Origin of the sequence: Rhizobium pantanalense (assembly GCF_030182525.1) — a bacterium.
Classification (GTDB): domain Bacteria; phylum Pseudomonadota; class Alphaproteobacteria; order Rhizobiales; family Rhizobiaceae; genus Rhizobium.
Genome location: NZ_JAQJCH010000005.1, coordinates 188,553 through 202,389, shown reverse-complemented (window position 1 = coordinate 202,389; position 13,837 = coordinate 188,553). Strand labels below are relative to the sequence as shown.

Here is a 13,837-nt window from a genome sequence, read left to right as displayed (position 1 = left end):
TCTCTCCCCCCAGCGAATGTTGGTATCAAATCGCAGTCTTTTCCGCAACGTCGAAAAAGGCTTCACGAATTTTCTGTGACATGCTGCCCGGATGACCGTTCGCTATCGTCTCGCCATCGATAGAAACGACCGGAAAACAGATACTTGTCGCCGCCGTTATGAAGACTTCGCGGGCTTTCATCATCTCCTCGACCGAGAAGAATCGCTCGACGATCGTCACATCGAGCTTGGCTGCGACGTCCATCAGCGTCGTGCGGGTAATGCCGCGCAGGATGCCGTGTTCGGCCGGGCGAGTGACGAGATTCCCGTCGTGATCGACGATCCAGACGTTGGTCGCCGCACCTTCCTTCACCATGCCGTTGTGATCGATATAGATCGCTTCCTGCGCGCCAGCCTCCTTGGCCTGCTGACGGGCCATCGCGTTCGGAAGCAGACCGACCGACTTGATATCCACGCGATCCCAGCGGTTGTCGCGGACGGTGATCGCCTTGATGCCATCGGCGTTCTTCTTGGCAATCACGGACTGATCGGTGCTCTTGGCGGTGACGACAATCGAGGATGGCGTGCCGGCCGGTGGGAAGACGTGATCGCGCCGGGCAACGCCGCGCGTCACCTGCAGATAGAATAGGCCATTGCGGACATGATTGCGGCGCAAGGTCTCGCGAATCACCAAGATCAATGCCTGACGCGTCATCGGCCAGGCGATGCGCAGCTCGCCCAGCGAACGGTTGAGGCGATCGAGATGGCGCGTCATATCGACAATCACGCCATGGCGAACCTCGCACACCTCGTAGACGCCATCTGCGAACTGATACCCGCGGTCTTCGATATGCACCATGGCATCGCGGTGCTTGACGTAGCGGCCGTTGACGTAAGCTATTCTCGGCATGGAAGCCCCTGATCCGAATTCTGTAATGTTTGAAATGTCGGGCGCCTGATCAGACGCCCAACGACTTCAGCTTGCGGTGCAGCGCCGAGCGCTCCATACCGACGAATTCCGCCGTGCGCGAGATATTGCCGCCGAAACGGTTGATCTGAGCAATGAGATAATCGCGCTCGAACATTTCGCGGGCTTCGCGCAGCGGCAATGTCATGATGTGATAATCGTTCTTGGCGGAGACCTTCGGCAGCATGTCGCCAAGGTCGGTCGGCAGCATTTCCGCCGTGATCGGCGTTTCCGCGCCGTCCGAGCGCGCCAGGATCATCAACCGCTCGATATTGTTGCGCAGCTGGCGGATGTTGCCCGGCCAGTCATGCGCTTGCAGCACGGCCATGGCATCATCGCCGATCCGGCGTGGACGGATGCCGGCCTGCTCGGATATCTGGCGCATCAGCTGATCGACGAGGAAGGGGATATCTTCGCGGCGCTCGGCAAGGGCCGGCACACGCACAGGCACGACGGCGAGGCGGTGATAGAGATCCTCGCGGAACAGCCCCTCGGCAATGCGGCTCTCGAGGTTATAGGCGGTAGACGAGATGATGCGCACATCCACCTTCACGCGCTTCGAGCCGCCGACACGCTCGAACTGCTGGTCGACGAGGACGCGCAGGATCTTGTTCTGCGTCTCGCGCGGCATTTCCCCGACTTCATCGAGATAGAGGATACCGCGGTGGGCCTCTTCCAGGGCGCCGATCTTGCGCGCCTGCCCCGGCGAGCCTTCGGTGCCAAACAGGGCAATTTCCATGCGCTCCGGCGTGATGGTGGCGGCGTTCAACGCCACGAACGGACCATTGGCACGGGTCGACTTCTTGTGGATCATACGGGCCACAAGCTCCTTGCCGGAGCCCGACGGGCCGAAGATCATGATGCGGCTGTTGGTCGGCGACACCTTATCGATGGTCTGGCGCAGCTGCGAAACGGCCACCGAAGTGCCGATCAATTCCACAGCGTCGCCGGTGCGGCGCTTGAGCTCCGAGACCTCACGCTTCAGCTTGGAATTTTCGAGCGCGCGCTCTGCAATCAGGATGAGGCGATCGGCCTTGAACGGCTTTTCGATGAAATCGAAGGCGCCGCGCTTGATGGCGGACACGGCCGTTTCGATATTGCCATGACCCGAAATCATAACCACGGGCAGCTCCGGATGGCGCGCCTTGATCTCATCCAATAGCGCCAGACCATCAAGCTTGCTGCCTTGCATCCAGATATCGAGGAAGATCAGCCGCGGCGCGCGATCGGAAATCGCGGCGAGCGCGCTGTCGCTGTCATGCGCAGTGCGGGTTTCGTGGCCCTCATCCGAAAGAATTCCCGAAACGATTTCGCGAATGTCTTCCTCGTCGTCGACTACGAGAATATCAGATGCCATAGACGCTTTCCTTGTCATTTTCTGTATGGGCGACGGCGGCTTGCTCACGGCGCGGCAAATGCACGCGGATCATGGCCCCCCTGCCCTGGTCGAAATCGGCTGGCGCGTCGTGGAGTTCGATCTGCCCGCCATGGTCTTCAATGATCTTCTTGACGATGGCGAGGCCAAGGCCCGTGCCTTTCTCGCGCATCGTCATATAGGGTTCGAGAATGCTGTGCCGGTTTTCCACCGGCAGGCCGCGGCCATTGTCGATGACGTCGACAGTGAAGCGATCGCGATCCGGATCGAGCGATGAGCGCACGAGGATCTTTGGCTGCTCGCGAGCCTGGTCGCTCGGTACGCCTTCAATTGCCTCGACGGCATTCTTGATGAGATTGCCGAAGGCCTGGCCGAGCATTCGCGCATCGAACATGCCCTCGAGCCGTTCGTCGCCCAGCTCACGCCCGAACTGGACATGTGTATTGCCCATTTCGCGCAGGAACACGGCGTCGCGCAGAATATCGCGCAGATCGGTCGGCTCCATGGTCGGCTTCGGCATGCGGGCGAAGGAGGAAAACTCGTCGACCATGCGGCCGATATCGCCGACCTGCCGGATGATCGTATCCGTGCATTGGTCGAAGACCGGACGGTCGGCATCGGCGATATTCTTGCCGAAACGGCGGCGGATGCGCTCAGCCGACAGCTGAATGGGTGTCAGCGGATTCTTGATCTCATGGGCAATGCGGCGCGCAACGTCGGCCCAGGCTGTCGAACGCTGCGCAATGACCAGATCGGTGATGTCGTCGAGCGTGATCACATAGGATTCATTGGCGTCGCGCGATTCCTCTCGCGTTACCTGAACGCTGAGCGTGCGCACAGTCCCACCGCGAACAAGGCTGATCTGCTTGCGGAAGTCGCTGCGATGGCGCGTCGTCGCTTCCGTCACGACTTGGTCGACCTCTGGTGAGATATCAGACAGATTCTTGCCGATGAGCTCGTCACTCTTGAGCGTCAGCAGGTCTTCGGCCGAGGTGTTGACGATGGTGATGCGCCGATCGTGCTCGACACCGATCACGGCCGCCGTCACACCCGAAAGCACAGCTTCGATGAAGCGGCGGCGGTCATCGACCTCGTCCTTCGCTTCAAGGATTTCATCGCGCTGCGTGCGAATTTCCGAGATCATCTTGTTGAAGGTGCGCGACAGGCTGCCGACGTCGCCGTCAGCCGAGCGTACCGGCACCAGCACGTTCATGTTCCCCGAAGCAACATTGTCCGCAGCACTGATGAGGAGACGGATGGGCCTGACGATGCGATCAGCGATCGCGATAGCGGTCCAGATTGCCGCCAAAAGCACGATCAGAGCAAAGCCGATATAGAGAACGGCGAAGGCAATCTGAAGCGACATGCGGCCGGCTTCCATCGCCTTGTATTCGACGGTGTTGTCTTCAACCATGCGCATGGCATTCATGACGCGTGGGTCGACAGCGCGCACGGTGTAGAGGAACGAACCCGGAAGCTCATCCAGCTTGATGACCGCGCCGACGAGGTTGGTCACACCCGGCGGGATGAGCGTCGGCTGGCCATTGGCTGAAGAGTCCAACGCATCCTTCGGGATGGCCGGCAGCGGGCGTTCGGTCTTGATATCAGCCTGAACGATGGCGGTGCCGTCGCGCCGCACGAGGAAGGCGCCCAGCAAGCCGCGTCCCCGCGCCTGCCGGGTCATCAGATCAGCAAAACCGGTGCGATCGAGGTTGAAGAGCGAGCGGTTGCGCTCCAGGTCATTCGCCATCGAGACGGTCTGGCCCTGTAGATAACTCGCATTCTCCATCAAATAGGCCTGAGCGACGTTCTGCGAGGAGCTGATGATCTGTTGCGTGCGCACGCCAAACCAGCGATCCAGGCCAACATTGAGCGTCAGGCTGGCAACGATGGCGACGAGAATGGCCGGTGTGATCGCGACGATCGAGAAAAGAACGACGATGCGGATATGAAGGCGGGCTGCCGCACGGCCACGGCTGCGCGCCTTCATCAGCCGCGCCACTTCGCGGGCGATCAGAGCGATCAGACCCAGAACGAAAAGTCCATTGATAACGACCGAGGTGAAAACGACAGATGATGTTGGGGCAACCGGTGTCAGCCCAAGAAGCATCAGCAAGGTCGCGATGGCGCACAAAAGCGCGCCGCCGGCCAGGATCAGACCAGGTAGGGCAAAGGAAGCACGACGATCCGTCACCTTGACAACCGTCTGGTCGCTCGCCGCCGGCGACACCGCGTCCTGTATCATTCCCATCAATCTCCACGCCCGAGCGACGGTCGGCGCCCTGGTCAAATGCATGGCCAATTACGACCTTCATGCGAGTGACAGGCAGAGGCGGGAACTGTCGTCCGGCTTCGCCAAGGAGCGAAACCTTTACTTCAGGTCGTCGTTGCAAGTAGCTGAAAAATCGGACAAACTCTTGCCTTTTGGAGAGCTGGCCAGACGAATCGCCACTGCAAAAACGACGAATCAACTGCGTGACCTTTAAGCAACGCATTGTGGCGAAAATGCAACGCATCGGATTGCATTGTCAAGCCGTGCGGGAGCTTCTGTAAACTGAAACACCCAGTTCTCTAATCTTTTTGCGCAGCGTATTGCGATTCAGGCCCAAAAGATCTGCCGCCTTGATCTGATTGCCGCGTGTGGCGGTCAGGGCGGCGAGAATCAACGGGTATTCCATTTCGGTCAACACGCGATCGTAGAGACCTGGCGGCGGCAGATTTTCGCCGAAACTGGCGAAATAGGTTCGCATGTTTTCTTCCACCGCCTGCGCAATGGTCATGGAGCCGGTGCGAACAGGCCCTTTTTCGATCGGGCTGTCAGGCACATCGGCACGCAATTCCGCATCGATGATCTCCTTGGTAATGACATCCTGCGGATAGAGCGCCATCAGCCGGCGAATGAGGTTTTCCAGCTCGCGGACGTTGCCCGGCCAAGGATAAGCTTTCATCAGCTCCAGCGCTTCCTGGTCGAAACGCTTGGAACCCAGCCCCTCTTTTTCGGCCTGCTGGATGAAATGGCGCACGAGATCAGGAATATCCTCGGCGCGATCGCGCAGGGGCGGGAGACGGAGCGGCACGACGTTGAGGCGATAATAGAGATCCTCGCGGAACAGGCCTTGATTGATCGCCTGCTTCAGATCCTTGTTGGTGGCGGCGACGATGCGGACGTCGGTGCGGATCGGGGTGCGGCCGCCGACGGTCGTGTATTCGCCCTGCTGCAGCACGCGCAGCAGGCGGGTCTGCGCATCCATTGGCATGTCGCCGATTTCATCGAGGAACAGCGTGCCACCTTCGGCCTGTTCGAAACGGCCCGTCGAGCGGGTCTGCGCGCCGGTGAAGGCGCCCTTTTCGTGGCCGAACAGCTCCGATTCGATCAGGTCGCGCGGGATGGCCGCCATATTGATGGCCACGAAAGGGCCGTTGCGGCGCTTGCCGTAGTCATGTAGGGCGCGCGCCACCAGTTCCTTGCCGGTACCGGATTCGCCGGTGATCATCAGCGTCAAGTCGGTCTGCATAAGGCGTGCGAGCACGCGATAGATTTCCTGCATGGCGGCGGAGCGGCCGACAAGCGGCATACCGTCCTGCATATCGTCATCGATCTTCGCCGGCTTGCGCTTCGGTTCCGACAAAGCGCGACCGACGATCGCGATCAGTTCGGTCAGGTCGAAGGGCTTCGGGAGATAGTCGTAGGCGCCCTTTTCCGATGCCTTGATGGCCGTCATGAAGGTATTCTGCGCACTCATGACCAGAACAGGCAGATCCGGCCTCGCCTTTTTGATGCGCGGCAGCAGATCGAATGCGTTTTCGTCGGGCATGACGACGTCGGTTACGACAAGGTCGCCTTCGCCGGCGGAAACCCAACGCCAGAGCGTGGCAGCGTTCGATGTGATGCGTACATCGTAACCCGCGCGGCTCAAAGCCTGGTTGAGCACGGTGCGGATGGCCGCATCGTCATCGGCGACAAGGATCGTGGCTGTCATCGAGTAGTCCCTGTAGAGTTCGGAAGTGGGGCATCTTCTGAGGTGATGCCCTTGGAGGCAGGCATCAAAACGCGGAAAGTGGTGCGATGGTTCTGGCTGTCGCATTCGACGATGCCGCCGTGGTCGCCAATGATCTTGGCGACCAGCGCAAGGCCGAGACCGGTTCCGTTCGTCTTGGTGGTGATGAACGGATCGAAGAGATGCGGCACGAGATCGGCCGGCACGCCCGGGCCATTGTCGATGACGCAGAATTCCAGCGGCAGCGAGATCTTCTCGCGCGTGCCGGCAACCGAAAGCCGGATGCCGGGGCGATAGGCCGTCGTCAGCATGATCTCGCCATCCTGACGGTCGCCCACCGCTTCAGCGGCGTTCTTCACCAGATTGAGGAAGACCTGCACGAGCTGATCCCGGTTTGCGAAGACCGCCGGCAGAGAAGGGTCATAATTCTCTGAGATCTTGATGTTTCGGGCAAAGCCGGCCTTGGCGACAGCCTTCACATGATCGAGCACGGAATGGATGTTGACGGGGAAGCGATCGACCGGCCGCTCGTCGGAGAAAACCTCCATGCGGTCGACCAGCGAGACGATGCGATCCGTCTCGTCGCAGATGAGGCGCGTCAGCGCGCGATCGTCGTCCTCGACCGACTGTTCGAGCAGCTGTGCCGCACCGCGGATTCCCGAAAGCGGGTTCTTGATCTCATGCGCCAGCATGGAGGCAAGGCCCGTGACCGAACGAGCCGCGGCGCGATGCGTCAGCTGCCGGTCGATCTTGTCGGCCATGGAGCGTTCCTGGAACACGACCACAACGGAACCAGGGTCGCTGGAAACCGGCGCGACATAAATATCCACCAGCTTATCCTGCCCAAGGCGTGGTGAGCTCAGATCGACGCGGTATTCGTTGACGGGCGCCCGGCGCTCACGCACCTGGTCGATCAGCGCCAGCAAAGGGCTGCCAAAGGGAATGAAGCTCGAAATCTTGTAGCGCGACAGATGCGACGCACTGGCGCCGAAGAAAGCTTCCGCCTCCCAATTGGCGAAGGCAATCAAGCCCGCCTCATCGACCATGACGACGGGATTCTGGATCGCATTGAGAACCGCCATTGCCATGGAATTGGCCGAGATATCACCGGCGCCGGAGCTGGTTTTCGAAGTCATGCAGCCTCCTGAATGCGGTGAGCGAGATCAGCGCCTGCCTGCAGCGCGGCTTGGAAGGTTGCCGCCACCTCGCCGCCCTCTTTCGACGTCATGATTTTCGCCTTGTCAGCGCCCGTGGTCGCCGGCGCATAACGATCGAGATACCAAGCGAGATGCTTGCGGGCATGGCGAATACCGACCGCTTCGCCATAGAACTCCAGCATCATCCGGTAGTGTTCGAGCGCGATATCGACGATCTCCTGGCGGCTCGGCCCGCGATGCCCTGCCAGCACACCCGCGTGCCACGGGCGGCCCTGGCAACCGCGGCCGATCATCACGGCGTCGGCACCGGAGCGGTGCAGGATTTCGTCGGCATCCTCAGCCGTTTCGACATCGCCATTGGCCACAAGCGGAATGGAGATCGCGTCGCGCGCAGCGCGGATCGCATCCCAATCCGCCCTGCCCTCATAGAATTGCATGCGCGTGCGGCCATGAATTGTGACGAGCTGGACACCGGCCTCTTCGGCCCGGCGCGCGATATAAGGCGCATTGATGGAATTCTCGTCCCAGCCCAGCCGCATCTTCAGCGTGACGGGAATGTTCACCGCACGGACAGTCGCTTCGATCAATGTCAGCGCATGGTCCGGGTCGCGCATCAGTGCCGAGCCGGAATAGCCGCCAATCACCTTCTTCGCGGGGCAGCCCATATTGATATCGATGATATCGGCGCCATTATCCGCAGCGATCTTTGCAGCCTCGGCCATCCAATGCGCTTCACGGCCGGCGAGCTGCACCATATGCGGCTTCAAGCCGGCGCTCTTCAAACGCGCCCAGGATTCGGCCGTATCCTGAACTAGCTCACGACTAGCGACCATTTCCGTGACGACCAGGCCGGCGCCATAGCGTAAAGCGAGCTGCCGGAAAGGAAGATCGGTCACACCCGACATCGGTGCCAGGATCACACGATTCCGGATGGATACGGAACCGATGGAAAATGGAGCTGCAAGCTTGGAAGAAAGCAAATGATTATCTTTCGGGCACACTATACATCTGCACTATTTTTAGACACGCTTTGAAAGTTTGCCAAGGGGTTTCGAAGTATCCCGATATTTTTTGGGCAGATGCTGGAAAATACTCAGTCGAGGCGATAGACCCTGCTGGAGCAGGATCCCGTTTTGGCGATCTATTTAGCATGTGCTTATTCAAAAAGCTCTACGCTTTTCAAAGCATGCCGCAGACGGAGCCTTTCATCCTTCGGGGGTTTATGACGCAAATGCATTCAAAGCAACCGTTGTCGGTGGGAATCGTGATCGTTGCCGCCGGGCGCGGCGAACGGGCGGGCTCTCCGGAAGAAGGCCCCAAGCAATATCGCCCGATCGGCGGCAGAGCGGTTATTGCGCATACGCTTGAAAAATTCGTGACATGGCCGCAGGCGTCGAAGATCGTCGTCGTCATCCACCGCGATGATGAGAAGCTGCTCCGGGCGGCACTGGAACAGGTTGGCGGCCGGCCTGATATCGGAATCGCCTTCGGTGGCGCAACCCGTCAGCAATCCGTGCTTGCCGGGTTGCGCGCGTTGAAAGACAGCGGCGTCACGCATGTGATGATCCATGATGCTGTCCGCCCCTTCTTCGACCATGATCTGCTGGATCGTGTCGCCGCAGCGCTTGCAGACGGCGCGCCAGCGGTGCTGCCCGCTATGCCCGTCACAGACACGCTGAAACGCGGCAATGCCGATGGGCTAGTCGTCGACACTGTACCCCGCACCGGGCTTCACGCCGCGCAGACACCGCAATCCTTCCGTTTCGCCGATATTCTCGACGCCCATGAAAAAGCCGCTGCCGATGGCAGAATCGATTTCACGGACGATGCGGCAATCGCGGAATGGTGTAACCTACCGGTGACATTGGTGATCGGCAGCGCCGACAATGTGAAGCTGACGATCAAAAGGGATATTGCCATGGCCGATGAAAAGCTCAGTGCCGCGCTGCTGCCCGATGTGCGCACCGGCAACGGCTATGACGTCCATCAGCTGGAGCCGGGCGACGGCGTCACCCTTTGCGGTGTCTTCATCCCGCATGACCAGAAGCTGAAAGGGCACTCGGACGCCGATGTCGCGTTGCACGCGCTGACGGACGCGCTTCTTGCCACCTGCGGCGCCGGTGATATCGGCGATCATTTTCCGCCCTCCGATCCGCAATGGAAGGGTGCACCGTCGCGCATCTTCATCGAGCACGCGGCAAAGATCGTGCGCGAACGCGGCGGCACCATCATGAATGCTGATGTCTCGCTGATCGCCGAGGCGCCGAAGGTCGGGCCGCATCGCGACGTCATGCGCGCCAAACTGTCGGAGTTTCTGGGCATCAGCATCGATCGCTGCTCGGTCAAGGCGACGACGAACGAGAAGATCGGCTTCGTCGGCCGCCGCGAAGGCATCGCGGCCATCGCGACGGCGACTGTGGTCTATCGCGGAGGCAAGGCATAATGCATTTCCCTGATGAGATTCTTGCACTGGCGCAAACGATCGTGACGGATTTCACGGCAAAGGGCTGGATGGTCGCCACAGCCGAATCCTGCACCGGCGGGCTGATTGCCGGCGCCCTGACGGAAATTCCAGGCTCGTCCGCTGTCGTCGATCGCGGCTTCGTCACTTATACCAACACTGCTAAGATGGAGATGCTCGGCGTTCAGGAGCAGACGCTGGCGCAGTTCGGCGCTGTGTCAAAGGAAACGGCGCTGCAGATGGCGCATGGCGCCCTCTTCCGCTCCCGGGCCGATTTTGCCGTAGCGGTAACTGGTATTGCCGGCCCTGGCGGCGGCTCCGCCGAAAAGCCCGTCGGGCTCGTCCACCTCGCCGCCAAGACGCGCGGTGGTATGCTGATCCATCACGAAATGCGCTATGGCGATATCGGCCGCGACAAGGTTCGGCTCGCTACGTTACGGACGGCGTTGGAGATGCTCGTCACGCTAGCTCAATGACCGGCCGCGGCTTCAAGCATAAATTTTGTTCGCGCGCGTCTCGAAGGCATCCGTGAACATGCGGAAGGCCCGATCGAACATTGATCCCATCAAAGCGCCGAGAATGCGGCTCTTGAACTCGTAGTCGATGAAGAAGTCTATAACGCTGCCGCCATTCTCCGCCGGCTGAAAGCGCCAGCGATTGTCGAGATATTTGAACGGTCCATCGATGTATTTCACGTCGATCGCACGCTCCGCTTTGTTCAGCAGCACCTGTGTGGTGAACGTCTCGCGGATGGCCTTATACCCGACCGTCATATCGGCAACGAGCAAGGTCTTGCCGTCCCGCTCCTTGCGGCTGCGGACCGTGAGCGCCTCGCAAAGCGGCAGGAATTCCGGATAGCGCTCCACATCGGCGACGAGGTCGAACATCTGGTCGGGCGAATGCGGAACGGAGCGATGAGTTTCAAACTGAGGCATGAGCCGCAATTAAGCAGGACGGCCGAGAAGATCAAGAAGCTGACGCATTTCGCCGCGGGATTTCAGCTGCAAAACGGGGACATCGGGACCATGTTGCGCGAGACCAGCCAACACGCGCGGCGCGAACTTCTCCTCAAATGTCCAGATGTAGCGCAGAAACTCCCAGTCGATGCGCTCGGGACAGCCTGGCGCCATATCGGGGCGCGACCGCCCAATCCATCGCAGCGCCCTCGAAAGAGCTCCCCACACACATAACCAGCGCGGTACACGCACCCAGAGCACAAGCTGTGTACGCGGTAATCTGAGATCGAAGCTGGATGGTCCCGTTCCATCGATAAGCCAACGATCCTCGGCAACCTTCGCCGCAATGAGAGCCCGCTCTTCTGCCCTGTCTCTCTTCACCCAACCCGGCAGCCAGAAAAACTCTCGATCCATGGAGACATAGGGCAAGTCCAAGAAGGCAATGATCTTTTGCGCCAGTGTCGTCTTGCCGCCGCCGGAGCAGCCCATGATGAGGATGCGGTCTGATGTCCTGAGGCGTGCGACGGCATCGGATAGGCTGCTCAGTTCTGGCATGTCTCACCTCTCATAATCGAACGAGCCGATGCCTTGAAGTTTGATTGCAATCAGGCGGAGATTGCAAGCAAATCGAGCAGCTCGCGCATTTGCCATCGGCTGGTCAATTGCAGAACGGCACATCGGGACCGTGCTGCGCGAGACCAGCCAACACACGTGGCGCGAACTTCTCTTCAAACGTCCAGATGAACCGCAGGAATTCCCAATCGACTTTCTCGATGCAGCCTAGCGCCATTTCCGGGCGCGTGCGACCCATCCACTTGATCCAGCGAGAAACGGCACCCCAGATGCATAGTAGGCGAGGCATCCGCACCCATATGACCAAATCCGTGCGCGGCAGGCGTATGTCGAATGTCGAGGGATTGGTCCCGTCCATGATCCATCGCTCTCCCTGCACCTTGGCGACGATGATGGCGCGCTGCTCTTCCCTATCGCGCTGAACCCAACCCGGCAGCCACAGGACGTCACGATCGATCGAGACATAGGCAAGGCCAAAGCGGGCGGCAATCTTCTGCGAGAGGGTTGATTTGCCACCGCCGGAGCAGCCCATGACAAGGATGCGATTTGCGCGGCGGATATGCTCAGCGGCTACCTCACGGTCGCGTATCTCGCTGCGCAACGGCGGCACCAAAAACTGATCCATGACGGCCTCTCAGATATTGCTTCGGAGACGCGAAAGCAGGTCTTCGCCATCGCGGTAGGATTTCAGCGTCACGACGGGCACATTGCGGCCGTGTCGTTCGAGCATCTCCTGAAACTGCGGCGCTTCGTCATGCTCGAATGTCCAGATGTAGCGCAGGAATTTCCAGTCCAGTCGCTCGGGGCATCCGGGCGCCATCTCGGGCCGCGACCGGCCGCGGTAGCGCAGCCAGCGCGAAATGACACCGCGGAGTGCCACGTATCGCGGTGGGCGTCGCCATATAACGAGATCGGTGCGCGGCAACCGCAAGGGCAAGGTTCCGGGGCTGTTGCCGTCAATGATCCAGCGCGGTCCGGCAACCGCCTGTTCGATCAGCGCGATGGCTTCCGGGCGCGGGCGCGATTTCCAGCCGGGCAGCCAGAAGATATCGCGATCCATCGAAACATAGGTCAACCCACGCAGCGACGCGATGGCCTGCGCGAGCGTGCTCTTGCCTGTGCCGGAACAGCCAATGACAAGAATTCGCTCTGCCTTATGCAGGATAATAGATGCTGCCTCTTCAATATCGACGGCACGCGAAAGCGCCGACGGCGCGATAGTCTGCTCCACGGTCCAGCTCCATGATTGAATCTAAAGCGCCGATACCGGTAACAAACGGCGGCGTGTTTCCTAGGCCGCTTCGATGACAAATGAATGACAGAACGAAGAAACCGCGACGCATTCGCCGCGGTTTCTTTTGAAAGTAAATTCATCCGGCTGGGCTTATTCGGCAGCCAGCAGCAGCTTCTTTTCGCGGGCAGCACGAAGCCGCTCGAAATCATCGCCGGCGTGATGCGACGAGCGCGTCAGCGGGCTGGAGGCGACCATCAGGAAGCCTTTGGTGTAAGCCACGGTCTCGTAGGACTTGAATTCCTCCGGGGTCACGAAGCTCATCACCTGATGATGCTTGCGCGTCGGCTGCAGATACTGGCCGATGGTCAGGAAGTCGACGTCTGCGGTGCGCAGGTCGTCCATCAGCTGCAGCACTTCGTTGCGCTCCTCGCCGAGGCCCACCATGATGCCCGACTTGGTGAACATCGTCGGATCCAGTTCCTTGACCCGCTGCAGCAGGCGAACGGAGTGGAAGTAACGAGCCCCAGGGCGAACCGTCAGATAATTGCCAGGCACGGTTTCCAGATTGTGATTGAAGACGTCGGGCTTGGCGGCGACCACACGCTCCAAAGCGCCAGGCTTCTTCAAAAAGTCCGGCGTCAGAATCTCGATTGTGGTCGAGGGCGAAGCGGCGCGGATCGCCCAGATCACCTTCTCGAAATGCTCGGCGCCGCCATCTTCCAGATCGTCGCGGTCGACGGAGGTGATGACGACGTGGCTGAGGCCCATCTGCTTGACGGCCTTGGCGACGTTTTCGGGCTCGGCCATGTCGAGCGCGTTCGGCTTGCCGGTCGCGACGTTACAGAAGGCGCAGGCGCGCGTGCAGATCTCGCCCATGATCATGAAGGTGGCGTGCTTCTTATCCCAGCACTCGCCGATATTCGGGCAGCCGGCTTCCTCGCAGACCGTGACGAGCTTGTGCTCCTTCACGATCGAGCGAGTCTCGGCATAGCCCTTGGATGTCGGCGCCTTCACGCGGATCCAGTCCGGCTTGCGCATGACTTCCGTATCCGGCCGATGCGCCTTTTCCGGGTGTCGCACGCGCTTGGCGTCCGGGTTGATCGTGTCGAGAATGGTGACCATGGAACGTCTACTTTC

At 60.2% G+C, this 13,837-nt stretch carries 12 protein-coding genes and 1 pseudogene; 2 read left to right on the top strand and 11 right to left on the bottom strand.

Going from position 1 to position 13,837, the window contains the following annotated elements; genetic code table 11:
- Positions 1-25: 25 nt before the first annotated feature.
- From PH558_RS15080 to dusB, 6 genes are all read right to left on the bottom strand, one after another.
- Complete coding sequence (locus tag PH558_RS15080) at positions 26-889, bottom strand: D-amino-acid transaminase (RefSeq protein WP_285205145.1); 864 nt, start codon at positions 887-889, stop codon at positions 26-28.
- A 49-nt stretch (positions 890-938) separates the two neighbouring features.
- On the bottom strand, positions 939-2,303 hold the full coding sequence (ntrX, locus tag PH558_RS15075; RefSeq protein ID WP_015339830.1) for a nitrogen assimilation response regulator NtrX: 1,365 nt from the start codon (positions 2,301-2,303) through the stop codon (positions 939-941).
- Complete coding sequence (locus PH558_RS15070) at positions 2,293-4,566, bottom strand: sensor histidine kinase NtrY-like (RefSeq protein WP_285205144.1); 2,274 nt, start codon at positions 4,564-4,566, stop codon at positions 2,293-2,295. Before PH558_RS15070 ends, ntrX begins: the two co-directional genes overlap by 11 nt.
- A gap of 283 nt (positions 4,567-4,849) precedes the next feature.
- Positions 4,850-6,301 (bottom strand): nitrogen regulation protein NR(I), encoded by a 1,452-nt coding sequence (gene ntrC / locus PH558_RS15065; protein WP_015339828.1) that lies wholly within the window; start codon positions 6,299-6,301, stop codon positions 4,850-4,852.
- On the bottom strand, positions 6,298-7,455 hold the full coding sequence (locus PH558_RS15060; RefSeq protein WP_095434830.1) for a two-component system sensor histidine kinase NtrB: 1,158 nt from the start codon (positions 7,453-7,455) through the stop codon (positions 6,298-6,300). Before PH558_RS15060 ends, ntrC begins: the two co-directional genes overlap by 4 nt.
- Positions 7,452-8,477 carry a tRNA dihydrouridine synthase DusB gene (gene dusB, locus PH558_RS15055; RefSeq protein ID WP_285205137.1) on the bottom strand — a complete coding sequence of 342 codons (1,026 nt, stop codon included), beginning with the start codon at positions 8,475-8,477 and terminating at the stop codon, positions 7,452-7,454. Before dusB ends, PH558_RS15060 begins: the two co-directional genes overlap by 4 nt.
- Before the next feature lie 221 nt (positions 8,478-8,698).
- Between dusB and PH558_RS15050 the strand changes: the two genes are divergently transcribed.
- Both PH558_RS15050 and PH558_RS15045 read left to right on the top strand, forming a co-directional pair.
- Entirely contained in the window at positions 8,699-9,919 is a 1,221-nt protein-coding gene (locus tag PH558_RS15050) for a bifunctional 2-C-methyl-D-erythritol 4-phosphate cytidylyltransferase/2-C-methyl-D-erythritol 2,4-cyclodiphosphate synthase (RefSeq protein WP_285205131.1), read from the top strand.
- On the top strand, positions 9,919-10,413 hold the full coding sequence (locus tag PH558_RS15045; RefSeq protein ID WP_446740047.1) for a CinA family protein: 495 nt from the start codon (positions 9,919-9,921) through the stop codon (positions 10,411-10,413). Before PH558_RS15050 ends, PH558_RS15045 begins: the two co-directional genes overlap by 1 nt.
- Before the next feature lie 12 nt (positions 10,414-10,425).
- Here the strand turns inward: PH558_RS15045 and PH558_RS15040 are convergent, their stop codons facing one another.
- From PH558_RS15040 to lipA, 5 genes and pseudogenes are all read right to left on the bottom strand, one after another.
- The gene (locus tag PH558_RS15040; protein ID WP_095434827.1) at positions 10,426-10,872 is read right to left on the bottom strand and encodes a type II toxin-antitoxin system RatA family toxin; all 447 of its coding nucleotides are present in this window, start codon (positions 10,870-10,872) and stop codon (positions 10,426-10,428) included.
- A 9-nt stretch (positions 10,873-10,881) separates the two neighbouring features.
- On the bottom strand, positions 10,882-11,448 hold the full coding sequence (locus PH558_RS15035) for a P-loop NTPase family protein (RefSeq protein ID WP_095434826.1): 567 nt from the start codon (positions 11,446-11,448) through the stop codon (positions 10,882-10,884).
- 50 nt (positions 11,449-11,498) lie between these two features.
- Positions 11,499-12,091 (bottom strand): annotated as a pseudogene (locus PH558_RS15030) (P-loop NTPase family protein).
- 9 nt (positions 12,092-12,100) lie between these two features.
- Positions 12,101-12,697: a P-loop NTPase family protein gene (locus tag PH558_RS15025; RefSeq protein WP_113409200.1), complete on the bottom strand. Its 597-nt coding sequence runs from the start codon at positions 12,695-12,697 to the stop codon at positions 12,101-12,103.
- A gap of 153 nt (positions 12,698-12,850) precedes the next feature.
- Positions 12,851-13,822 carry a lipoyl synthase gene (gene lipA, locus PH558_RS15020; protein ID WP_095434823.1) on the bottom strand — a complete coding sequence of 324 codons (972 nt, stop codon included), beginning with the start codon at positions 13,820-13,822 and terminating at the stop codon, positions 12,851-12,853.
- Positions 13,823-13,837: the final 15 nt, after the last annotated feature.

What these genes read in the sequence shown, in the direction of transcription:
- PH558_RS15080 (WP_285205145.1), bottom strand. Translation starts at nt 889, where the DNA reads ATGCCGAGAATAGCTTACGTCAACGGCCGCTACGTCAAGCACCGCGAT.
- ntrX (WP_015339830.1), bottom strand. Translation starts at nt 2,303, where the DNA reads ATGGCATCTGATATTCTCGTAGTCGACGACGAGGAAGACATTCGCGAA.
- PH558_RS15070 (WP_285205144.1), bottom strand. Translation starts at nt 4,566, where the DNA reads ATGATACAGGACGCGGTGTCGCCGGCGGCGAGCGACCAGACGGTTGTC.
- ntrC (WP_015339828.1), bottom strand. Translation starts at nt 6,301, where the DNA reads ATGACAGCCACGATCCTTGTCGCCGATGACGATGCGGCCATCCGCACC.
- PH558_RS15060 (WP_095434830.1), bottom strand. Translation starts at nt 7,455, where the DNA reads ATGACTTCGAAAACCAGCTCCGGCGCCGGTGATATCTCGGCCAATTCC.
- PH558_RS15050 (WP_285205131.1), top strand. Translation starts at nt 8,699, where the DNA reads ATGACGCAAATGCATTCAAAGCAACCGTTGTCGGTGGGAATCGTGATC.
- PH558_RS15045 (WP_446740047.1), top strand. Translation starts at nt 9,919, where the DNA reads ATGCATTTCCCTGATGAGATTCTTGCACTGGCGCAAACGATCGTGACG.
- PH558_RS15040 (WP_095434827.1), bottom strand. Translation starts at nt 10,872, where the DNA reads ATGCCTCAGTTTGAAACTCATCGCTCCGTTCCGCATTCGCCCGACCAG.
- PH558_RS15035 (WP_095434826.1), bottom strand. Translation starts at nt 11,448, where the DNA reads ATGCCAGAACTGAGCAGCCTATCCGATGCCGTCGCACGCCTCAGGACA.
- lipA (WP_095434823.1), bottom strand. Translation starts at nt 13,822, where the DNA reads ATGGTCACCATTCTCGACACGATCAACCCGGACGCCAAGCGCGTGCGA.